General features: G+C 68.1%; 21 protein-coding genes. 10 read left to right on the top strand and 11 right to left on the bottom strand.

Translation table 11 applies throughout. The features are described from left to right. Positions 1-59: 59 nt before the first annotated feature. The 5 genes from ABIE41_RS09115 to ABIE41_RS09095 all read right to left on the bottom strand — a co-directional run bounded on the left by ABIE41_RS09115 (position 60) and on the right by ABIE41_RS09095 (position 6,180). The gene (locus tag ABIE41_RS09115) at positions 60-1,091 is read right to left on the bottom strand and encodes an ABC transporter permease (protein ID WP_192643946.1); all 1,032 of its coding nucleotides are present in this window, start codon (positions 1,089-1,091) and stop codon (positions 60-62) included. Positions 1,092-1,269: 178 nt separating this feature from the next. Continuing rightward, positions 1,270-2,877 (bottom strand): ABC transporter substrate-binding protein, encoded by a 1,608-nt coding sequence (locus ABIE41_RS09110; RefSeq protein WP_192643947.1) that lies wholly within the window; start codon positions 2,875-2,877, stop codon positions 1,270-1,272. An 88-nt stretch (positions 2,878-2,965) separates the two neighbouring features. Next, positions 2,966-4,390, bottom strand: a complete 1,425-nt coding sequence (locus ABIE41_RS09105; protein WP_192643948.1) for an FAD/NAD(P)-binding protein — start codon at positions 4,388-4,390, stop codon at positions 2,966-2,968. 42 nt (positions 4,391-4,432) lie between these two features. Beyond that, positions 4,433-5,194 (bottom strand): SDR family oxidoreductase, encoded by a 762-nt coding sequence (locus ABIE41_RS09100; protein WP_192643949.1) that lies wholly within the window; start codon positions 5,192-5,194, stop codon positions 4,433-4,435. Continuing rightward, positions 5,191-6,180 carry an NAD-dependent epimerase/dehydratase family protein gene (locus ABIE41_RS09095; RefSeq protein ID WP_192643950.1) on the bottom strand — a complete coding sequence of 330 codons (990 nt, stop codon included), beginning with the start codon at positions 6,178-6,180 and terminating at the stop codon, positions 5,191-5,193. Before ABIE41_RS09095 ends, ABIE41_RS09100 begins: the two co-directional genes overlap by 4 nt. A 316-nt stretch (positions 6,181-6,496) precedes the next feature. Here ABIE41_RS09095 and ABIE41_RS09090 point away from each other — a divergent pair, with 316 nt between their 5' ends. Both ABIE41_RS09090 and ABIE41_RS09085 read left to right on the top strand, forming a co-directional pair. Continuing rightward, positions 6,497-6,754 carry a hypothetical protein gene (locus ABIE41_RS09090; RefSeq protein WP_192643951.1) on the top strand — a complete coding sequence of 86 codons (258 nt, stop codon included), beginning with the start codon at positions 6,497-6,499 and terminating at the stop codon, positions 6,752-6,754. Between the two features lie 148 nt (positions 6,755-6,902). Beyond that, positions 6,903-7,205 (top strand): hypothetical protein, encoded by a 303-nt coding sequence (locus tag ABIE41_RS09085; RefSeq protein WP_192643952.1) that lies wholly within the window; start codon positions 6,903-6,905, stop codon positions 7,203-7,205. Between the two features lie 122 nt (positions 7,206-7,327). Here ABIE41_RS09085 and ABIE41_RS09080 read toward each other — a convergent pair whose 3' ends face one another. Further along, positions 7,328-7,972, bottom strand: coding sequence for a hypothetical protein (locus tag ABIE41_RS09080; protein WP_192643953.1), 645 nt, complete (start codon positions 7,970-7,972; stop codon positions 7,328-7,330). A 240-nt stretch (positions 7,973-8,212) separates the two neighbouring features. Here ABIE41_RS09080 and ABIE41_RS09075 point away from each other — a divergent pair, with 240 nt between their 5' ends. The 3 genes from ABIE41_RS09075 to ybaL all read left to right on the top strand — a co-directional run bounded on the left by ABIE41_RS09075 (position 8,213) and on the right by ybaL (position 10,779). Then, positions 8,213-8,425, top strand: coding sequence for a hypothetical protein (locus ABIE41_RS09075; protein ID WP_192643954.1), 213 nt, complete (start codon positions 8,213-8,215; stop codon positions 8,423-8,425). 125 nt (positions 8,426-8,550) lie between these two features. Next, positions 8,551-8,871 (top strand): polyhydroxyalkanoic acid system family protein, encoded by a 321-nt coding sequence (locus tag ABIE41_RS09070; protein ID WP_192643955.1) that lies wholly within the window; start codon positions 8,551-8,553, stop codon positions 8,869-8,871. 153 nt (positions 8,872-9,024) lie between these two features. Next, positions 9,025-10,779, top strand: coding sequence for a YbaL family putative K(+) efflux transporter (gene ybaL / locus ABIE41_RS09065; protein ID WP_192643956.1), 1,755 nt, complete (start codon positions 9,025-9,027; stop codon positions 10,777-10,779). Between the two features lie 108 nt (positions 10,780-10,887). On the opposite strand, the gene ABIE41_RS09060 is transcribed toward ybaL, so the two are convergent. Further along, the gene (locus ABIE41_RS09060; protein WP_192643957.1) at positions 10,888-11,301 is read right to left on the bottom strand and encodes a DUF3830 family protein; all 414 of its coding nucleotides are present in this window, start codon (positions 11,299-11,301) and stop codon (positions 10,888-10,890) included. A 132-nt stretch (positions 11,302-11,433) separates the two neighbouring features. Here ABIE41_RS09060 and ABIE41_RS09055 point away from each other — a divergent pair, with 132 nt between their 5' ends. Beyond that, on the top strand, positions 11,434-11,703 hold the full coding sequence (locus ABIE41_RS09055) for a type II toxin-antitoxin system ParD family antitoxin (protein ID WP_192643958.1): 270 nt from the start codon (positions 11,434-11,436) through the stop codon (positions 11,701-11,703). Next, positions 11,696-11,986, top strand: a complete 291-nt coding sequence (locus ABIE41_RS09050; protein WP_192643959.1) for a type II toxin-antitoxin system RelE/ParE family toxin — start codon at positions 11,696-11,698, stop codon at positions 11,984-11,986. Before ABIE41_RS09055 ends, ABIE41_RS09050 begins: the two co-directional genes overlap by 8 nt. Before the next feature lie 14 nt (positions 11,987-12,000). Here the strand turns inward: ABIE41_RS09050 and ABIE41_RS09045 are convergent, their stop codons facing one another. After that, positions 12,001-13,071 (bottom strand): patatin-like phospholipase family protein, encoded by a 1,071-nt coding sequence (locus ABIE41_RS09045; RefSeq protein WP_192643960.1) that lies wholly within the window; start codon positions 13,069-13,071, stop codon positions 12,001-12,003. Next, a complete protein-coding gene (locus ABIE41_RS09040; protein ID WP_192643961.1) occupies positions 13,068-13,853 on the bottom strand; it encodes a 3-hydroxybutyrate dehydrogenase in 786 nt (261 codons plus the stop codon). The genes ABIE41_RS09045 and ABIE41_RS09040 overlap by 4 nt, the downstream gene beginning before the upstream one ends. Positions 13,854-13,979: 126 nt before the next feature. On the opposite strand from ABIE41_RS09040, the gene ABIE41_RS09035 reads away from it, so the two are divergent. The 3 genes from ABIE41_RS09035 (at position 13,980) to ABIE41_RS09025 (ending at position 17,942) form a co-directional block, all read left to right on the top strand. Continuing rightward, a complete protein-coding gene (locus ABIE41_RS09035) occupies positions 13,980-14,522 on the top strand; it encodes a transcriptional repressor (RefSeq protein WP_354191848.1) in 543 nt (180 codons plus the stop codon). Between the two features lie 28 nt (positions 14,523-14,550). Continuing rightward, entirely contained in the window at positions 14,551-15,825 is a 1,275-nt protein-coding gene (gene ispG / locus ABIE41_RS09030; protein WP_192643962.1) for a flavodoxin-dependent (E)-4-hydroxy-3-methylbut-2-enyl-diphosphate synthase, read from the top strand. A 116-nt stretch (positions 15,826-15,941) separates the two neighbouring features. Next, positions 15,942-17,942 (top strand): potassium transporter Kup, encoded by a 2,001-nt coding sequence (locus ABIE41_RS09025; protein ID WP_192643963.1) that lies wholly within the window; start codon positions 15,942-15,944, stop codon positions 17,940-17,942. Between the two features lie 110 nt (positions 17,943-18,052). Here ABIE41_RS09025 and ABIE41_RS09020 read toward each other — a convergent pair whose 3' ends face one another. Together ABIE41_RS09020 and ABIE41_RS09015 are read right to left on the bottom strand one after the other, a co-directional pair. After that, a complete protein-coding gene (locus ABIE41_RS09020; protein WP_354191847.1) occupies positions 18,053-18,970 on the bottom strand; it encodes a DMT family transporter in 918 nt (305 codons plus the stop codon). Between the two features lie 124 nt (positions 18,971-19,094). Then, entirely contained in the window at positions 19,095-19,577 is a 483-nt protein-coding gene (locus ABIE41_RS09015; protein WP_192643965.1) for a MarR family winged helix-turn-helix transcriptional regulator, read from the bottom strand. Positions 19,578-19,612 lie beyond the last annotated feature (35 nt).

The raw sequence follows: 19,612 nt of genomic DNA, 5'->3' as shown, positions 1-19,612 counted from the left end.
GAGGCTCGTTTCCGAGATGGTCGGGTCAAGCCCGACCATGACGCAGTTATGAAGGCACCTCATTCCACCGACACCCTGGGATCGGCGATGCCGTAGAGCACGTCCACGGTCAGGTTCACCACGACGAAGATCGAGGCCATCAGCAGCACGAAGCCCTGCACCGGCGCATAGTCGGAGGAGAGCAGCGCATCGAGCGCATAGGAGGCCACGCCGGGCCAGGAGAACACCTTCTCGACGAGCACGTTGGCACCCAGCATCGTCGAGAACACAATGCCGGCGATCGTCAGCACCGGCAGAAGCGCATTCCTCAGCGCGTAGGTGACGATGACCTTCGCCGGCGGCAGGCCGAGCGAGCGCGCCGTGCGGACGAAGTCGCTGCCGAGCGAGGCCAGCATCGCGGCCCGCGTGATGCGCGCCAGCGGCGCCACCACGAACAGCGCCATCGTCATCGCCGGCAGCACGAGCTGCGCCGCCGCCGCGCGCCAGCCCTCCCAGTCTCCGGCCAGCGCAAAATCGATCAGCAGGAAACCGGTCGCGCGCGGCGGCAGCGAGGTGAAGATGTCGACACGCCCCGTCGGATCGGGCGCGAGCCCGAGCAGGTAGTAGAAGGCGTAGATCAGCAAGAGCCCCGAGACGAAGGTCGGCACGCAGACGCCGAGCGCGCAGATGAAGCGCACGAGATGGTCGACCCAGGAGCCCTGCCGCAGCGCCGCCGCGACGCCGAGCGGAATCGCGGTCAAAAGCGCGATCAGCAGCGCCGAGAAGGTCAGCTCCAGCGAGGCCGGCAGCCGGGACCTGAGATCCGCCAGCACCGGCTGTCCCGTGGTCAGCGAGCGGCCGAGATTGCCCGCGCCGATATCCCCGAGATAGCGCAGCAGCTGCTCGGGCACCGGCTTGTCGAGGCCCATCTGCTTGCGGATCATCTCGATCTCCTCCTTCCCGGCGCTGGGGCCGGAGGCGAAGAACACCGCCGGATCGCCCGGCAGCACCCGCATCAGCAGGAAGGTGAAGACCAGCACGCCAAACAGCGCCGGCAGCGACGAGGCGAAGCGCCAGCCGGCCCGTTTGGCGGTGGTGGAGAGTTGCGACATGTGTTGTCTCGCTCGCCCTGTTCCGAACCCGCACCGTCATCCCGGACAAGCGGCGAAGCCGCGCCGATCCGGGATCCATTCCTGAGCCTATCCGGAAATGGTCAGGCATGGATCCCGGGTCTTGGCTTCGCCAAGCCCGGGATGACGGCGGTGGTTTGGGATCAGTGGCGGAGGCCCTTCACTTCCGGCTCAGATCCCGGAAGTCGATCTGGCGGTGGAACTGGTAGACATAGCCCTCGATCGAGGGCGCCATCACCGCGTCCTGCGAGGGCTGCCAGAGCGGGATCTGCGGCATCAGCTCGAAATGCCGCGTGTTCAGCTCCTTGCCCAGCGCCGCATACTTGGCCATGTCCGGCTCGAAGCGGGCGGTCTGGGCCCATTCCGTGATCTTCTCGTCGTTGATCGAGGAGTAGTTCCAGCGGATCGGGCCGATGTAGAAGTTGCGGTAGAAGTAGTCCATCGAGGGCAGCCAGGCGACGATGCCCTCGGTGAAGAACGGCACCTTCTTCTCGTTGATCAGCGTCGACATCTGCGCGTCCGGCAGCTTCTGGATGTCGACCTTGATGCCGATCTTGGCGAGCGATTCCTTCAGCAGCGCGGCCATCGGCTCAGCCGTGCCGGCCTGCCCGACATTGAAGGAGAAGGTCGTCGAGAACCCGTCGGGGAAGCCGGCCGCGGTCAGCAGCTTCTTGGCCTCCGCGAGGTCGGTCTTCACCGGCTGCGCGATCGGGAAGGTCTCGCCCGTCGGCGCCTTGCCGTCGGCCCAGGTCGCGCCATAGAGCGGCTTGCCACGCCCGAACAGCGCCGCCTTGAACATGTCCTCATAGGGCAGCGCGGCGGCGATCGCCTTGCGCACCTCGATCTTGTCGAAGGGCGGCATCTGGTTGTTGAACGAGACGAAGGTGATGGCGTTGTACTGCGGGGTCGAGATGACCTTCAGCTTGCCCTTCTTCTCGAGATCGGCGGCATCCGTGGCCTGCAGGTCGATGGCGATGTCGGCATCGCCCTTCTCGACGAGGTTGGCGCGGGTCGCGGCCTCGGGGATCGTCTGGGTGATGATTCGCTTGAAGGCAGCGGGCTTCTCGGCCGAGCCGCGGTTCCAGTCCGGGTTGCGGCGCAGGATCGTGGTCTCGCCGGGCTTGAAGCTCTCGATGATATAGGCGCCCGAACCCGCTGTGTTTTCCTTCAGCCAGGCCAGCGCCCAGGGGTCTTCGGCGGTCGCCTTCGACTTGGCGAGCTTGGAATTGAAGATCACCGGATAAACCACGGCGAGATTGGCGAGCGCCAGCTTGTCGGGCTTGGGCAGCGTCACCTCGAAGGTGTGCGCGTCGACGACCTTGAACTGATCGGGGCTGGTCAGCGAGCCCGTCAGGAGCTGGCCCTTGCCGAGCACATTGGCCGTGACGGCGCGGTCGAGCGACCACTTCACGTCCTCGGCGGTCACCGGCGTCCCGTCGTGGAACTTGGCGTCCTTGCGCAGCTTGAAGGTGATCTTCAGCCCGTCGGGGCTGACCGTGTAGCTCTCGGCGAGCTCGGGCTGGAACTTGTCGAGGTCGAACACCCATTTGCCGTCGAGCTGCTTCTTCCCGAAGGAGAGCAGCCGGTCATAGGTCAGGAGCGAGAGGCCGAAGGCCTCGCGGGTCGAGCCCGGGATGTTGGGGTCGAGCGTATTGATCGCGGCGCCGGTAACGTGGCGCAGCGTCTCGGCACGGCTTTGCGCCAGCGCCGGCAGCGCCGTCGATGCCAGCAGCATCGACGCCAGGCAGGCGGTCCTCAGGATGCTCATGATGATCCCCTCGCGTTTTTTGTGGTGACGTTCGACAGGTTGGTTCCGAACGGAACAGGATGCAAGCAGGGTGCCATGCGAGCCACGCTCAGCCGACGGGCGTCGGTGGCCGGACCACGGCCTGCGGCTCGTCATAGGCCTGGAACTCCGCCCAGAGCGTCTCGATATCGGCCTGGAAGAGCCCCCGCGTCAGCCCGCCCACGAGCTTGGGCACGGCCGTGGTCATGGCGTTGATCGAGGAGCCCGAGGCGCCGAAGCTCATCGTCGAGGCGATGCTGAAGAGATGGATGTCGGCGATCCAGGGTGTCGCGCCGGGCACCCGCTCGGTCAGCGCATAATCGTCGCCGAGATAGGGGAAGCGCGCCAGCCGCTCGTCCCGCTCGGCCGGCGGCGGCCTGTAGCGATCGCCCCAGGCGGCGATGTTGCCGGCGAAGCGGGCCAGTTCCGGCCGCGCCGCAAGGTCGATCTCGATTCCGGTGGCGGCGATGACGTAATCGACGCGCAACGCGCCCGACGGCGTCACCAGATCGACCCCGTCGCGCCCGTTGATCGCGCTGGCGATCGGGGCGCCGAGATGCAGCCGGAAGGCTGCGTGCCGGGCGCAGCGATCATAGGTCGCCTGCGGGAAGCCCTCGCGCAGCCCCATGATCGCGCTCATGAAGCGCCAGCGCCAGGCATCGTCGAGATCGCCGAGATGGCGCAGGAAGCCGCGGAAGGTCAGCCAGCGATAGGGCTGCACCACCTGGATGTCCTTGCGCCGGCAGAGCAGATGCACCTCCGCCGCCCCGGCTTCCAGCGCGGTCGCGGCATTGTCGAAGGCCGAGGCGCCGGCGCCGACGACTGCCACGCGCTTTCCCGCCAGCGCCGTGAAATCGATCGCATCCGCACAATGCGCCCGGCGCGGCGGCGGCAGTGCCGCGATCACGCCCGGCAGGCTCCAGTCGCCCATGCTCTCCTGGCCCGTGGCGAGCACGACCTTGCGCGCGAAGAGCCGGCTCTCGACACCCGCGCTGCGGACGGTCAGCGCCAGCAGCCCGTCCGCCGGCGCGATGTCGACGACCTCGGCCTCGTTGCGGACGGGGATGCCGGTGACATGGCGGAACCAGTCGAGATAATCCGCCCAATACCCCTTCGGGATCAGCGCCAACTCGTTCCAGCTGTCGGCGCCGAACTTCGCCTCGTGCCAGGACTGGTAGGTCAGGCTCGGCACGTCGAGATCGGGGCCGGTGAAATCCTTCGGGCTGCGCAGCGTGTGCATCCGCGCATAGGTCCGCCAGGGGCCCTCCTGCCCGGCCGGGGCCTTGTCCAGCACCAGGATGTTGTCGACGCGCGAGCGCAGCAGCCCGAAGGCCGTGGCCAGGCCGGACTGTCCGCCGCCGACGATGACGACGTCATGCGCCGGCTGGCCATCCGGCCCCGTCTTCGGCTTCAGCCAGGGCGCGCGCGGATGGGCGATGCGGGCGAGATCAGCCGCGACGCGGCTTGCGAGCAGGGAAAGGCCATCATGTTTCATGGCGGCCCCGATGCAGCGTTCATGCCGTCCATCGCCTCCTCCTCAGGCGGCCAGCCAGCCGCCATCGACGACCATCGTCGTGCCGGTGCTGAAGGATGAGGCATCGCTGGCGAGATAGAGGGCGGCCTGCGCCACCTCCTCCGCCCGGCCGAAGCGCTTCATCGCATGGCGGCTGCGCGAGGCCTCCCGCACCGGCTCCGGATCAGCATGGCGGGCGAAGCTGCGCCGCAGCATCGGCGTGTCGATGGCGCCGGGCGCGATCGCGTTCACGCGGATGCCGTCGGCTGCGTAATCCAGAGCCATCGTCCGCGTCAGGCTGAGGATCGCCCCCTTGGCGGCGATATAGGCACTGTTGCCGCGCCCGCCGGCGATCGCGAGCTGCGAGGCGAAGGTCACGATCGCCCCGCCGCCGCGGGCCTGCATCTGCGGGATCGCGGCGCGCGCGAACAGGAAGGTGCCGCCAACATTGGCGCGGAACACGGCATCCCAATCGTCGGGCGCCGTCGTCGTCACCGTGCCGCCGCAGGAGAAGCCCGCCGCCGTCACCAGCACGTCGAGGCCGCCGAAGCGCGCGGCGCAGGCTGCCACGGCCCCCTCCCCGAAGCCCGGCTCACCCACATCGCCGCACTGGATGATCGCAGCGCCACCGGCCGCCTCGACCTGCCCCTGCGTCTCGGCGAGGCCGGCCCCGTCGCGGTCGACCAGCGCGAGCTGCGCGCCCTCGGCCGCGAAGAGGAGCGCGATCGCCTGGCCGATGCCGGAGCCCGCGCCCGTGACCAGTGCCGTCTTGCCGGCAAGTTTCATCGTCCCGTCTCCATCGTCCGTCCATGCGTGTGCCACCAGGCGGCGAGCCTGTCGGCCGACGCCAGCCCCTCGGTCTGCGCCGACCAACCGATGTCATGCGCAATCCGGGCCACGGCCATCGGGGCACGGTCGGAAGGCCCGTGGAAATCGATGGTCGCCGCCTCGCCCGGCTCCGCCAGTCGGCAGATGAAGCCGGGGAAGGCCTGCGCCAGCCGCTGCCCCCAATCGAGCAGCGTGAAACGCCGGCCGGTCGAGACATTGTAGACGCCGTGGCCCGGCTTCTGGGCCGCCGCCACCGCCAGCACGGCGTCCGCCACGTCGGGCGCATAGATCCAGTCGCGCAGACCCGGCCGCGGCAGGATCGCTGGCTGCCCTCCCGCCGCCGCCGCCAGGATCTGGCAATGCGGGCTCAGCGTGTCGCGCACGCCGGTCGCATGCTCCCAGGGACCGAAGACCCCGCTCAGTCGCAGGCTGACGACGTCGAGCCCCCAGAGATCGCCGAGCCGCGCCCCGACGCGCTCGCTCGCCCATTTGGTGATGGCATAGAGCCCGACCGGGTCGCCCGGCGTCGTCTCGTCGAGTTCGGGCAGGCGCTCGCCGGCAGCGCCATAGGCGGCAGCGGAGCTCAGATTGACCACCCGCCTCACCCCCGCCGCCCGCGCCGCCGCCAGGATCGGCACCTGCGCCAGGAGATTGACCTTCAGCGTCGTGGCCGGATCGGTCGCGTCGCGCTCGCGACCGGCCGTGATCGCCGCGCCCATCACGACGAGTTCGGTGCCCTGCCCCATCGCCGCCCCAACCGCGGCCTCGTCGGTGACGTCGCCGCGGATCGCGGTGAAGGCGCCCGGCAGCCCGGCGAAGCTCCGCAGCGCAGCATCGGGGATCGGCGAGCGGTCGAAGGCCAGGACGTCATGCCCGGCCTGGAGCAGGGCCTCCGCGATGTTGAGGCCGACGAAGCCGGCCCCGCCGAAGATCAGGGTTCTCACCGATGGGCCTTTCGTCCGGACGGTCGCCTGCATGCGCAGACCGTCGATAGGGTGCGCCGCCTGCCCTTCGGGAAACGGCTTTCGGGCTTGAGCTAAGGCCGGGGCCGCGTCAGCCGCAAGCCGCGTCTCGCGCGGGGGCCTGCGCGCCATCGTCGGGGCGGGCCGGATTGCAAGGCCGGCCTTCATCGGCTAGGCCTCCCGCCATCATCATCCGGCCCCGCTCACCGCCGCGGTCCGGCGCATCGTCGCCGCGCCCCCATGCGATCCGAAATCCCGCGCGGCGCCGGTCTTGCCCACCGTTCCAGAGGAGCCTGCCATGGCCCGTAAGAAATCGAAGCCGCTCGAGGCCGAGTTCGTGATGTTCGATGTCGTCTATGTCGACGGTTCGCGCCGCTCCAACCGGCGGGTGCCGACGGAGTTGCTCGGCGGTCTCGACGGGGACGAGCCCGCCCGCGACGCCATCATGGAGCAGGACCGCATCATCGCCGAGAAATCCGGCATGCCGCCGCTTGAGATCGCCAGCCTGACGCGTTCGGGCAAGCCGGTCGAGAAGCCGGCTCGCAAGGCGGGGTGAGCCGGCAGACGGCTCGAGACGCGGCCGGTGTTCGGCAAGCAACGCGCACAGGGGATTTAACCCAAACAGCGCCCTTGTCCTTGACCTGCCAAGGCTCCTGCACTTTAGTCCGCTACAGCCTTTGGGAGGCTGCAAAAAGGGACAACAAATGCGCACCATTCTGATTGTCGGAGCTTTGGCGGCGGTGCTCGCCGGCTGCCAGACGGCTCAGGAGTCGCTCGCCGATGCCGAGATCACTTGCGAGTCGCAGGGCTTCCGCCCGGGCACCCGCGCCTATCAGCAGTGCCGCTCCGCCAACTACGTCGAGAACCGCCGCGCTTCCAACGAAGCGGGCAGCGCCGTTGCGGCGGGCGTCGCGGCCGGTGTCGTCGGCGGCGCGATCGCGGCCTCGGCCAACCGCGGCTACTATCGCCGTGGCTACTACTATGGCGGCCCCGGCTACTGGTGGTGAGAGCGCGACGCGTCACCTGGCGTGACGTGTCCGGCTACTGAAAAAGCCCTGCCGCAGCGATGCGGCAGGGCTTCTTGTTTTGGAGGCCGGGCCCTTCGACCCGGCTCCGAAGGCGAAGGCGCTCAGCGCTTGGTGGTACGGCGACGCTGCGGCGCGCTCTCGCTGGTCGTGGCGGAGGCGATCAGCGAGCCGATGACATAGACCGCGATGCCGACGCCGATCATCGCAGCGATCGGCTCGCGCTCGGCCCGGTGAGCGATCATGCGGCTGCCGTAATCGGCATAGTCGCGCGCCCGGCCAGCGTAGTCGCGCGCCTCGTCACGCGCGCTGCCGGAATGGCTGCGCAGCCACTTCTCGCCGCTCTTCAGCAGACCCTCGCCGGTATCCGCAGCTTCGCTGCCATAGCCCTGCAGCAGCCGGCTCCAGCGGCCGAAATCGGGCTGGTAGCGCTCGTAGCGGGACGGCGACGGGCGCAGCGCAGCCCATGCGATCAGGCCGACGCTCAGCGCGCCGAGCCCGAAGGCGGCCAGCGGGTGGCGCTCGACGGCATCGCGAACCGCTTCGCCGCTCTCGCGAGCCATTTCCACCGGGTCGGTCTCGGTCAGCGCATCCTTGGCGCGGTAATAGCCGTCGCGCACGGTCTCTGTCGCCTTCTCGGCGAGGTTCGACGCCTTGGCGCGGACGGTGCCCGCCAGGTCCTCGGCCTCGTCGCGGGCCTCGTCGATGCTCTTGGGCACGTCGGGCGGGAAGCTGTTCATGGTCGCCATCGTCGAATCTCCTCATGCGGCGCTGAAAGGGAAAGCCCGTGCGGGCGCAGACCGCGCGGCGGCTCGGGCCGTTGCGGAGAGAACGGCCGATCGGCGCGAGTGTTCCCGCGGCGCGTTGATCCACGCAGCTGAAGCGAACGGAAACAGATGAGGCCGCCCTGCGACGCGGGACGGTCACGAGGAGGCCGCGATTGCGTGCGATCTCCTGATTCCCATCCTGCAAGAGACAAGGAGACGCGAATGGACGTTCAGCACCTCCTCATCCAGCAACCCGGCATTCTGTCCGATCCCGAATGGATCGCCCTCGAGAGCATCGGCGAGCGGACCGCCCATTTCGTCTTCGACGACACGATGCTGCATCTGCTGGCAGGTCGCGGCCTGGTCGAATCCGCCGGCAAGAGCTGGCGCATCACCGAACAGGGCCAGCGCTGCCTGAGCGAGCGCAATGCCTGACAAGGCGAACGCAGGACCACCGATCGACGGCCGGCCGCATCGCGCGCCGGCCGTTTTCGTTCTGGAAATCGGGACTAGCCCTCCCCATTCTCGGGACACCGCCCGCTCGTTCCGCAGGATCCGCCATGGCCAAGCCCGTCAGCATCACCGTCTCCCATGAGCTCGGCCGCGAGGGGGCGGTCGCACGCCTGCGCGACGGGATCGACCGCGTCCGCGACCGCCTCGGCCTGCTGAAGATGCAGCTCGTCGAGGAACGCTGGGAGGACGACAGCCTGCATTTCGGCGTCGCCGCGCTGGGTTATACGGTCCGTGGCCGGCTCGACGTGGAACAGACGCTGGTCCGGGTCGAGATGATGCTGCCCTGGGTCCTGGCCGTCTTCGCGGAAAAACTGAAGATCGGCGTCGAGAAACAGGGACAGATCCTGCTGGAGAAACCGCGGACCTGAGCCCGCCAGCACGAAACCTGCACGAAGCTGACCGCCGCGCCCGATTCTTCGGAGAATCCTGCGCTGCGATGTTGAAATCGCGGGGGCCAGCCGGCATGGTCGTCGCTCGCCCCGACCTGCCCCTCTTCGCCTTCTGACCACCTTGGGAGACCCATGCATCACGGCCCGCTGATCGCCATTCTCGTCGCGGGCCTCGGCCTGGCCTTCGTCTTCGGGGCGCTCGCCCAGAAGCTGCGGATCTCGCCGCTGGTGGGCTATCTCGTCGCGGGCGTTGCCGTCGGCCCCTTCACCCCGGGCTTCGTCGCGGACCAGAACCTCGCCAACGAACTGGCCGAGATCGGCGTCATCCTGCTGATGTTCGGCGTCGGCCTGCATTTCTCACTAAAGGACCTGCTTTCGGTGAAGGCCATCGCGGTGCCCGGCGCGATCGTCCAGATCGGCGTGGCGACGCTGCTCGGCATGGGCCTGGGCCTGCTGCTGGGCTGGACCTGGGTCGCCGGCCTCGTCTTCGGCCTCGCGCTGTCGGTGGCGAGTACGGTCGTGCTGCTGCGGGCACTGCAGGAGCGCCGGCTCGTGCAGAGCGAGAAGGGCAAGATCGCCGTCGGCTGGCTGATCGTCGAGGACCTCGCCATGGTGCTGGCGCTGGTCATGATCCCAGCCGTCGCCGACGCGTTGCACGGCTCCCAGCCGGGCGTGCCCTCGCCGCTGTCGACCCAGTTCGACCTCGGCCTCTGGGGCGTCCTGGGCTTCACCCTGATGAAAGTCGTCGCCTTCATCGCCTTCATGCTCGTCGTCGGCCGGCGCGTCATCCCCTGGATCCTGCATTGGGTCGCCCATACCGGCTCGCGCGAGCTGTTCCGCCTCGCCGTGCTGGCTGTGGCGCTGGGCGTCGCCTTCCTCGCGGCCAGCCTGTTCGGCGTCTCCTTCGCGCTCGGCGCCTTCTTCGCCGGCATGATCCTCAGCGAATCCCCGCTCAGCCAGCGCGCGGCGGAGGAATCGCTGCCGCTGCGCGACGCCTTCGCCGTGCTGTTCTTCGTCTCGGTCGGCATGCTGTTCGACCCCGCGATCCTGCTGCGCGCACCCGGCCCGCTGCTGGCGACGCTGGCGATCATCCTGCTCGGCAAGTCGCTCGCTGCCTGGCTGATCGTGCGCGCCTTTGGCAAGTCGAATGCCGTCGCGCTGACGATCTCGGCCTCGCTGGCGCAGATCGGCGAGTTTTCCTTCATCCTCGCCGGGCTCGGCGTCTCGCTCGCCATCCTGCCGCCGCAGGGTCGCGACCTGATCCTCGCCGGCGCGATCCTCTCGATCCTGCTCAATCCGGTGCTGTTTGCGCTGGTCGACCGTTTTGCCAGCGACGGCGCAGGCAAGGCCAAGCCGTCGGCGAAGCCCATGGCGGACGCAGGCGCGGCCTCGCCCGAACCCGTGGTCGAGGTGGCGCCCGATCTCGACATCGTCCCCACCACGCTCTCCGACCACATGGTCGTCGTGGGCTATGGCCGCGTCGGCGCGCTGCTCGGCGCCGGTCTCAAGGCGCGCGGCGAGAAGGTGCTGGTGATCGAGGAACAGGGAGACGCGATCGCGGCCGCGCAACGTGACGGCGCCGAACTCCTGCTCGGCAACGCCGCCGACCCGGCCGTTCTGGCCGCCGCCGGTCTCGACCGGGCGCGGCGGCTCTTCGTCGCGATCCCGCAGAGCTTCGAGGCCGGGCAGGTCTGCGAACAGGCAAGGCGCGACAATCCGGCCCTGCCCATCGTCGCCCGCGCCCATTCGGACGCGGAGGTGGCGCATCTGACCCGCTGCGGCGCCACGCTGACGATCATGGGCGAAGCCGAGATCGCCCGCGCCATGCTGGCGCTCTGCGGGGCGGGAGAGCCGCCGGCGGCGGTTGAGCCTCAAAAGCCGGAATGAGGACGCGCGTCATTCTCGTGCTGGGCGCAGCGCAGACCCGAGAATCTCTGGCAGGAGATGCTCGGGTCAAGCCCGAGCATGACCTCGCGTGGGCAGAAGGGCTCGCCCTCAGACCATCTCGAACCTGATGTCCTGCGCGCCTTCCCAGAGCGTCTTGCGGCCGAGCGTGTAGAGGTTCTCCAGCCCCGAGGTCAGGGTGATGAAGTGGTTGCCGGCGAGCTGGCCCATCTTGCTGGCGAAGTGCACGCCGCCATAGGCGAGCAGGATCTCAGTTTCGCTGATGCCGCCGGGATAGAGGATGATCTGGCCCGGAGCCGGATAGCTGGTGTGGTTCTCGTAGCCGACGCCAAAGTCGAGATCGCCGAGCGGCATCCAGACGCCCTCGCCGCTCCAGCGCACATGCACGATCTTGCTGGTGAACGGCATGTGCCGGAGGAAGGCGGCGCAGGTCTCGGGCGCGTTCTCGAGCTCGAGCTTGGCTTCGAAGGTGAAGGGGCCGGCGGTGACGATGAGCTGGGACATGCGGGTTGCGCCTCTGCGATGGATGCCGATACCGCCGGGAAACGCCCTCCGGGGGCCGCGCCGCGAGACGGTAGAATAAGATTATTTGTGAAATGATCTTATCCCGACTACCCTAGCATAAGGAGGTGCGCCATGGCGACAATGACGATTTCCTTGCCCGATCCGATGAAGGAATGGATCGAGGCCCAGATCAAGCAGGGCGAATACGCCAGCACCAGCGACTATGTCCGCGACCTCGTCAGGCGCGATCGCGAGCGACGCGCCCACCCCGAGCTGACCCTCGCCGATCTCCAGCGCATCGTTGCGGAATCGCGCGCCAGCGGCACGAGCGACAAGACCCTGCCGGATATTCTGGCGCTGGCGAAACGCGCGGCGGAGGGCAAGGCCGGCCGCCATGGCTGAGTTCGCCCTGACGAAAAGAGCGGAGGCCGATCTCTACGACCTCGCCCTGTTCGGACTGGAGCGCTTCGGCGAACGACAGGTCGAGGCTTACCTAGCCGAATTCGACCATGTCTTCGGCCTGCTGGCGGCCCATCCGCGCATGGGCCGTAAGGCAGAGGCGATCGCAAGCGGCGTCAGGCGCCACGAGCATCGCGCTCACGTCATCCTCTATGAGGAGGTGCCGGAGGGCGTCCGGATTCTCGCGGTGGTCCACGCCAGCAGCCTCCGTAGACTGTCCCTGTAGCGGACCGTCAGCCGCTACGAAAACGCCGCCTTCAGGTCGAGCGTCCCGACCTTGCCGATCGCCTCGTAATTGCGCTTTAGCCAGCGCTTGGCCGCCGCCCGGCCGATGTCGCGCAGGCGCAGCAGGAAATCCCAGTCCGCATTAAGCCGCGAGGAGGAGGTCATCTCCGCCAGCGGCGGGCCGCCGTCGATGCGGTGCATCAGCACGCGCTTGTACTCGTTCCGGTCGAGCTTGCCGCCGTCGACCAGCCGGTTGACGAAGTCGATCGCGCGCAGCTCGCGCAGCAGCGAGGCGTTGAAGGTGATCTCGTTCAGCCGGTCCTGGATGTCGCGCGCCTTGGTCGGCAGCTCCTTACGCAGCAGCGGGTTGATCTGCACGAGCAGAATGTCGTCGCCGGCCGCCTCGTAGAACAGCGGGAACAGCGCCGGATTGCCCATGAAGCCACCGTCCCAATAGGCTTCCTTGCCGATCTCCACCGCCTGGAACAGCATCGGCAGGCAGGCCGAGGCCATCAGATGGTCGGCCGTCAGCTCCGGCCCGTTGAACAGCTTGATCTTGCCGCTGCGGACATTGGTGGCGGCGATGAACAGCTTCACTTGCGTGCAGGCCCGGACCTTGTCGAAATCGATCAGGTCCGCGATCACCCCGCGCAGCGGATTGATGTTCAGCGGGTTGATGTCGTACGGGCTCGCCACCTTCGAGAACATCTCGAACCAGAGCATGCCCGGCGGCACGCCGTTGCTGCCGCCCCAGGCGCCCAGCATCGTGTCGATCAGCGAGCGCTCCGAGCCCCCATATTTCCCGTCGACGCTGATCGCCCGCCAGAACGCCTCGAGCTTGGTGCGCGCGCCCTCGGGCCCGCCCTCGATCCAGCCTTCCGCCAACACGACAGCGTTCATCGCCCCCGCACTGGTGCCCGACAGCGCCTCGATGGCGAGCCGCCCGTCCTCGAGGATCGCGTCGAGCACGCCCCAGGTGAAGGCGCCATGCGCGCCCCCGCCCTGCAGCGCCAGCGAGACCGATTTCTGAGCCTTTGGTCCGGCGAGCCCGAGCAGCGGGCTCGCCGCTTTCTTGCGGCCGGTCACGCGGCGGTCCAGCCGCCATCCATCGGCAGCGTCGTGCCGGTGATCGACTTGGCCGCGTCAGTGCAGAGGAAGACGGCGAGCGCCGCAACCTGCTCGACGGTGACGAACTCCTTCGTCGGCTGCGCCGTCAGCAGCACGTCGTTGATGACCTGCTCCTTGGTCAGCCCGCGCGCCTTCATCGTGTCGGGGATCTGCTTCTCGACCAGCGGCGTCCAGACATAGCCGGGCGCGATCGCGTTCACCGTGATGCCCTTGGTCGCGACCTCGAGCGCCACCGTCTTGGTGAAGCCGGCGATGCCGTGCTTGGCCGCGACATAGGCGGACTTGAAAGGCGAGGCGACGAAGGCATGCGCCGAGGCGGTGTTGATGATGCGGCCCCAGCCCTTCGCCTTCATCTTCGGCAGCGCGGCGCGGGTCGTGTGGAAGGCCGAGGACAGGTTGATCGCGATGATCTGGTCCCATTTCGCGATCGGGAACTCATCGACCGGCGCGACATGCTGGATGCCGGCATTGTTGACGAGGATGTCGACGGCGCCGAATTCGGCCTCCGCCTGTGCGATGAAGCCGGCGATCTCCTCGGGCTTGGTCATGTCGGCGGCCGAGAACAGCACCTTGACCCCGAACTCGTTGGACAGCTCGGAGCGCAGCTTCTCCGCCTCGTCGGCAGGCAGGATGCCGTTGATGACGAGATGGGCGCCCTCCTTGGCGAGAGCCCTCGCATAGGCGAGCCCGATGCCGGAGGTGGATCCGGTGATGGCGGCCGCACGGTCTTTGAGAAACATCGGCGTCTGGGCTCCTGACAATCGCTCGAAAAGTGCTTAGGTTCGGCCGGACAGGGCGGCGCCGCCGCGGCGGGACCGCCCGGACAGGATCGCCGCACGTTGCCCGATGACCCTTCGCAACGCAACATGACCAAAATGCAGCCGCACGCCCACAGCCATGGCGACCATGCCCATGCCTCCCACGAGGCCGGCGAATGCCGCCATGCCCATGACCACCGCGTCCATGCGGCGGAAGCCCTGGCCCGGGCCGAGCAGATATGCCGAGAGCGCGGCCTGCGCCTGACGCCGATCCGCGCCAAGGCGCTGCAGGCGCTCCATGCCGATCACCGGCCCGTCGGCGCCTATGATCTCGCCGACCGGATATCGCCTGCCGGCGGGCGCAGGCTGGCGCCGATCTCGATCTATCGCGCGCTCGATTTCCTGGTCGAGCAGGGCTTCGTCCACCGCCTCTCCTCGCGCAACGCCTATGTCGCCTGCCTGCACGGCCATGGCGCCGACGAGGTCGTCGCCTTCCTGATCTGCGAGGCCTGCGGCGGCGTCGACGAGGATTCCTCGCCGGCGATGAAGCAGGCGGTCGCCGCCATCGCCCAGTCGCGCCAATTCGCGCCCTCGCATCAGGTCGTCGAAATCGTCGGCCGCTGCGAGCATTGCCGGAACCTGCAATCATGAGCCAAACGCGCGAGACGGAGCACGGCCGATGAACGAGCGGGCCCTTCCCTGCCTCGGCGCCGAGCATTCGGGGCCGCAACCGCGCCATCTCACCGTGCCGGTGCGCGTCGGCAACGTGCTTGTCGGCGGCGGCGCGCCCATCGTCGTGCAGTCGATGACGAATACCGACACCGCCGATATCGACGGCACTGTCGCGCAGGTCGCCGCACTCGCCCGGCAGGGCTCGGAACTGGTCCGCATTACGGTGGATCGCGACGAGGCCGCGGCCGCCGTGCCGAAGATCCGCGAGCGGCTCGACCGCGTTGGCATCGACGTGCCGCTGATCGGCGACTTCCACTATATCGGCCACAAGCTGCTGGCAGAGCATCCCGCCTGTGCCGAAGCGCTGGCGAAATACCGCATCAACCCCGGCAATGTCGGCTTCAAGGACAAGAAGGACCGCCAGTTCGGCCAGATCGTCGAGTTGGCGATCAGATACGGCAAGGCGGTCCGCATCGGCGCCAACTGGGGCTCGCTCGACCAGGAGCTGCTGACCGCGCTGATGGACGAGAACGCGCTCCAGCCGCGCCCGCTCGACGCCCGCGCCATCATGCGCGAGGCGATGGTCCAGTCCGCCCTGCTCTCGGCCGTCCGGGCCGAGGAGATCGGGCTCGGCAAGGACAAGATCATCCTCTCCGCCAAGGTCTCGGGCGTGCAGGACCTAATCACGGTCTACCGCATGCTGGCCCAGCGCTCCGACTACGCCATCCATCTCGGCCTCACCGAGGCCGGCATGGGCTCCAAGGGCATCGTCGCCTCCTCGGCGGCGCTCGGCATCCTCCTGCAAGAGGGCATCGGCGACACGATCCGCTTCTCGCTGACGCCCGAGCCCGGCGGCGATCGCACGCTCGAGGTCAAGGCGGCGCAGGAACTGCTCCAGACCATGGGCTTCCGCGCCTTCGTGCCGCAGGTTGCGGCCTGCCCCGGCTGCGGCCGCACCACCTCGACCGTGTTCCAGGAACTCGCCCGCGACATCCAGGACTGGATCGCCGGATCGATGCAGGATTGGAAGACGCGATATCCCGGCGTCGAGGCGCTGAACGTCGCGGTGATGGGCTGCATCGTCAACGGGCCCGGCGAATCGAAGCACGCCGATATCGGCATTTCCCTGCCGGGCACCGGCGAGGAGCCGACCGCTCCGGTCTTCGTCGACGGCAAGAAGGTCAAGACCTTGCGCGGGCCCGCCATCGCGGCCGAGTTCAAGGCCATGGTCGCGGACTACGTGACACAGCGCTACGGCCGGCGCGCCGATGCGGCCGAGTGACACGACGGCGCGACGCCTGCCCTGTTCCGGACGCATGACGGTGCCTTTGCGTGATGGCGCCATTGTGTTAGAGGCCCCGGCCTTTCGCTGCAGCGCAGCGCGCGCGGAGATCCCCGATGGGGCATGACCTGACGAATCCCCCGACCCAGAGGACGGAGGATTCCCGTTTCGGCCTGGACAATGGCCACCCCGGACAACACGGCCCGGCCAAGCACGGTCACGGTGGTTACGCCGCCCTGGCGCTGGGCGCGCTCGGCGTCGTCTATGGCGACATTGGCACCAGCCCGCTCTACGCCTTGCGCGAGACGGTGCTGGCCGCGACTGGCGCGGCCTCCGGCGGTCATGGCGGTGGCGGCGCGATCGCGCTGACAGCGCCGATCCCGCGCGAGATCATCATCGGCGTGCTGTCGCTGATCCTCTGGTCGCTGGTGATCGTGGTCACGCTCAAATATGTCGTGCTGCTGCTGAGCGCCGACAACAATGGCGAGGGCGGTACGCTCACCCTTGTCGCCCTAGCGCAGCGCGCGCTCGGCCGCATGCGCGGCGGCGTCGTGCTCTTCCTCGGCATGGCCGGCGCGGCGCTGTTCTACGGCGACGCCGTCATCACGCCGGCGATCTCGGTGCTCTCGGCGGTGGAGGGCATCAAGCTCGTGACGCCGGCGCTGAATGACTATGTCGTGATGATCGCGTCGGGCATCCTGATCGCACTCTTCCTGGTCCAGAGCCGCGGCACGGCCAAGGTGGCCAATTTCTTCGGCCCGCTGATGATGATCTGGTTCCTGACGCTGGCGGGGCTGGGCATCTACCACATCGCCGACGATCTCGGTGTCTTCGCCTCGATCAACCCCTATTGGGGCTTCCGCTTCTTTTTCGCCCATCCCGGCGTCTCGCTTGCCGTGCTCGGCTCGGTCTGCCTGGCCGTCACAGGCGCCGAGGCTCTCTATGCGGATATGGGCCATTTTGGCCGGGGGCCGATCCGCAGCGCCTGGATCTGGATGGTCTTTCCCGCCCTCTGGCTGAACTATCTCGGCCAGGGCGCGCTGATCCTCTCCGACCCGACCGCGATCGACAATCCGTTCTACAAGCTAGCGCCGGAAGGCTTCATCCTGCCGCTGGTGGTGATGGCGACGATCGCGACGATCATCGCGAGCCAGGCCGTGATCACCGGCGCCTTCTCGCTGACGCGCCAGGCGATCCAGCTCGGCCTTCTGCCGCGCCTCGAGATCCGCCACACCTCCGAGACGACCTCGGGCCAGATCTACATCCCGCGCATCAACATCATGCTGCTGGTCGTGGTGCTGCTGCTGGTCTGGACCTTCCGCAACTCCTCGAACCTCTCGCACGCCTATGGCATCTCGGTCTTCGGCGCGATGGTGGTGGATTCGCTCCTGGCGTTCATCGTGATCTGGAAGGGCTGGCGCTGGTCGCTGGCCGCCACGCTCGCGGTGGTGACGCCCTTCCTCGTCATCGACGTCGCCTTCTTCGCAGCCAACATGCTGAAGCTGTTCAGCGGCGGCTATGTCCCGGTCCTGCTCGCGGTCGTGCTCGTCGTGCTGATGTGGACCTGGGTGCGCGGCACCAAGATCCTCTTCGACAAGACCCGCAAGACCGACGTCCCGCTGCTGGAATTGGTCGGCATGCTCTCCAAGAGCCCGCCCTACCGAGTCAAGGGCATGGCCGTGTTCCTGACCAGCGACCCGGAGACGGCGCCGGCCTCGCTGCTGCACAACCTCAAGCACAACAAGGTGCTGCACGAGCGCAACGTCATTCTCACCGTCCGCTCGGCCGACACGCCGCGCGTCGCCGAGGAGGAGCGCGTGCGCCTCTCCCGCATCACCGACGATTTCTGGCGGGTCGATCTGGTCTATGGCTACATGGAGAGCCCGAACGTACCCAAGGGGCTGGCCGTGCTGCGCAAGCAGGGCTTCAAGTTCGACATCATGTCGACCTCGTTCTTCCTCTCGCGCCGCTCGATCAAGGCCTCGCCGCAATCGGGCATGCCGGTCTGGCAGGACAATCTCTACATCTCGCTGACCAAGAGCGCGACGGACGCCACGAGCTTCTTCCAGATCCCGACCGGCCGCGTCGTCGAGGTGGGGACGCAGGTGACGGTGTAAGAGGCGCGCGTCATGGTCGGGCTTGACCCGACCATCTCGGAAACCAGTGTTTTCTTGTCCGGAGATTCTCGGGTCTGCGCTCCGCTCCGCCTGAGAATGACGTCACGCGCTCAATCGAGCCGCGCCGCCGTCTCCGGCACCTTCCGCACCCGCTCGCGGTAGAGCAGGTAGAGCCCGGACGCGATCACGATGGTCGCGCCGGCGAAGGTCCAGCCGTCGGGGAACTGGCCGAAGACGAACCAGCCCAGCACGATCATCCAGACGATCTGCGAATAGATGAAGGGGGCCAGCACCGTGGCCGGCGCGAGCCGGTGCGCCAGGATCAGCAGCCAGTGGCCGAAGCCGCCGAAGGCGCCCATGGCGAGCATCACCAGCCAGACGAAGGGCGTCTGCGGCATCGTCCAGAAGAACGGGATGATGGGCAGCACCGCCAGCGTTCCCGCCACGCCGGAATAGACCATCGTGGTCTCCGGCGGGTCGTAGGCCGCGACCTGGCGCGTCGCCAGCGCGTAGAAACTGTAGCAGATGGTCCCGAAGACGCAGAGCAAGGCGGCCGGATGCATGCCGCCGACACCGGGCCGCGTGATTACGAGAACACCCAGGAAGCCGACGCCGATCGCCGCCAGCCGGCGCGGCCCCGGCCATTCGCCGAGCAGCGGCCCGGCGACGAGCGCCACCAGCAGCGGGCCCGCGAACATGATCGACACGGTTTCCGCGAGCTGGAGATATTTGAGCGCGATGAAGTTCAGCGCGGTCGCGCCCAGAAGCAGCAGCGAGCGGACGCCCTGCAGCCAGGGGCGCTTTGTCCGCAGCACGCCGGGATGGCTCCAGGGATTGAGCAACATCAGGACGAGCACCATGCTCACGGCATAGCGCGCGAACACGGTCTGGACGGGATGCATATGGCCCGAGAGCCATTTTGCGCTGGTGTCGAGCAGGGCGAAGAACAAAACCGCGCAGCAGATCAGTCCGATCGCGATCAGGCGGGAGCGGCGGGTTTCCGACAGATGCGGAGAGGCGGCGGGCAAGGCGGATCCCGTCATGCGCTGGGAGAATGGCCGCGCCAGATTTAACCGAAATCGCGCCCCGGACCAGTGCGGCAGCGCATGGACTCCATGCGCGATCGGGACGCGGCGCCCTCAGGCGCCGCGCTCAGGCGTCGCTGTCGGCCTCGTCGCCATCCGCCTCGGGGTCATCGGCCTCGACACCGGCCTTGGAAAGGCCCTTGGCGGCCTTGCGCAGCAGCCGGCGCAGCTGCTTGCGCTCCTTGCCGTCGAGCTTGTCGAGCAGCTCCTCCTCGACCTGCGTCCACACTGCGTCGAGTGCCTCGGCGGTCTTGTGGCCGCTCTCCGTCAGCGCGACCTGCACGAGCCGCCCGTCGCGGCCGCCGCCCTCGCGTGTCACCAGCCCTTGGGTGGAGAGGCGCCCGATGGTCTTGGAGACGGTCGGCGGCTTGACGCGCAGCAGCGAGGCGAGCTCGCCCATCGTCATCGGCGCGGGCTGCAGCGCCTTCAGCGCCTGCTCCTGGCCGGGAAACAGTCCCAGCGCGTTGAGCCGCTCGCCCATGCGGGCGCGATGCAGCCTTGCGGTGACGAGCAAGGCCCGCCCGACGCTCTTCTCGAGTGCCTTGGTCATGTCGCTCGCTCCCCAGCTCAACCCCGGGCTCGATC

This window comes from Bosea sp. OAE506, assembly GCF_040546595.1.
Classification (GTDB): domain Bacteria; phylum Pseudomonadota; class Alphaproteobacteria; order Rhizobiales; family Beijerinckiaceae; genus Allobosea.
The sequence above is the reverse complement of the archived record's forward strand: the minus strand, read 5'-3'. Positions and strand labels throughout refer to the sequence as shown.

Coding starts and splice junctions, on each gene's coding strand:
- ABIE41_RS09055 (WP_192643958.1), top strand. CDS start 11,434: ATGGCGACAATGACGATTTCCTTGCCCGATCCGATGAAGGAATGGATC.
- ispG (WP_192643962.1), top strand. CDS start 14,551: ATGAACGAGCGGGCCCTTCCCTGCCTCGGCGCCGAGCATTCGGGGCCG.
- ABIE41_RS09085 (WP_192643952.1), top strand. CDS start 6,903: ATGCGCACCATTCTGATTGTCGGAGCTTTGGCGGCGGTGCTCGCCGGC.
- ABIE41_RS09080 (WP_192643953.1), bottom strand. CDS start 7,972: ATGGCGACCATGAACAGCTTCCCGCCCGACGTGCCCAAGAGCATCGAC.
- ABIE41_RS09040 (WP_192643961.1), bottom strand. CDS start 13,853: ATGTTTCTCAAAGACCGTGCGGCCGCCATCACCGGATCCACCTCCGGC.
- ybaL (WP_192643956.1), top strand. CDS start 9,025: ATGCATCACGGCCCGCTGATCGCCATTCTCGTCGCGGGCCTCGGCCTG.
- ABIE41_RS09060 (WP_192643957.1), bottom strand. CDS start 11,301: ATGTCCCAGCTCATCGTCACCGCCGGCCCCTTCACCTTCGAAGCCAAG.
- ABIE41_RS09115 (WP_192643946.1), bottom strand. CDS start 1,091: ATGTCGCAACTCTCCACCACCGCCAAACGGGCCGGCTGGCGCTTCGCC.
- ABIE41_RS09090 (WP_192643951.1), top strand. CDS start 6,497: ATGGCCCGTAAGAAATCGAAGCCGCTCGAGGCCGAGTTCGTGATGTTC.
- ABIE41_RS09105 (WP_192643948.1), bottom strand. CDS start 4,390: ATGAAACATGATGGCCTTTCCCTGCTCGCAAGCCGCGTCGCGGCTGAT.
- ABIE41_RS09070 (WP_192643955.1), top strand. CDS start 8,551: ATGGCCAAGCCCGTCAGCATCACCGTCTCCCATGAGCTCGGCCGCGAG.
- ABIE41_RS09035 (WP_354191848.1), top strand. CDS start 13,980: ATGACCAAAATGCAGCCGCACGCCCACAGCCATGGCGACCATGCCCAT.
- ABIE41_RS09075 (WP_192643954.1), top strand. CDS start 8,213: ATGGACGTTCAGCACCTCCTCATCCAGCAACCCGGCATTCTGTCCGAT.
- ABIE41_RS09110 (WP_192643947.1), bottom strand. CDS start 2,877: ATGAGCATCCTGAGGACCGCCTGCCTGGCGTCGATGCTGCTGGCATCG.
- ABIE41_RS09025 (WP_192643963.1), top strand. CDS start 15,942: ATGGGGCATGACCTGACGAATCCCCCGACCCAGAGGACGGAGGATTCC.
- ABIE41_RS09015 (WP_192643965.1), bottom strand. CDS start 19,577: ATGACCAAGGCACTCGAGAAGAGCGTCGGGCGGGCCTTGCTCGTCACC.
- ABIE41_RS09100 (WP_192643949.1), bottom strand. CDS start 5,194: ATGAAACTTGCCGGCAAGACGGCACTGGTCACGGGCGCGGGCTCCGGC.
- ABIE41_RS09050 (WP_192643959.1), top strand. CDS start 11,696: ATGGCTGAGTTCGCCCTGACGAAAAGAGCGGAGGCCGATCTCTACGAC.